This window comes from Bradyrhizobium cosmicum (assembly GCF_032290525.1).
GTDB classification, from domain to species: Bacteria; Pseudomonadota; Alphaproteobacteria; order Rhizobiales; family Xanthobacteraceae; genus Bradyrhizobium; species Bradyrhizobium cosmicum_A.
In genome coordinates this window covers 1-247 of sequence record NZ_JASXTA010000473.1, presented here as the reverse complement: position 1 = coordinate 247, position 247 = coordinate 1, and the positions used below count along the sequence as shown (strand labels likewise).

Below are 247 nucleotides of genomic sequence, written 5' to 3'. Positions count from 1 at the left end.
CCTTCCTTGGGCAATATCCCGACGGCTTCTATTCGAGCCTTGCAAAACTTCAGCTTGACAAGATCGCGGCCGAGGAGGCGCGGGTCGCGGCGACCGAGAAGGCGCGGCTGGCCGAGCAGGAACGGGCCCGGCTCGCCGCCGAGGGCGCCCAGAAATCGCAGCAGGCAAAGGCCGAAGCGGAAGCCAAGGCCGCCGAGCAGGCGCGCGTCGCGGCTGAAAAGGCCAAGCAGGTGGCGCAGGAGCAGGC

General features: G+C 68.4%; 1 pseudogene. It reads left to right on the top strand.

Going from position 1 to position 247, the window contains the following annotated elements:
• Positions 1-247 (top strand): annotated as a pseudogene (locus tag QSV46_RS40600) (caspase family protein); the annotation flags it as partial.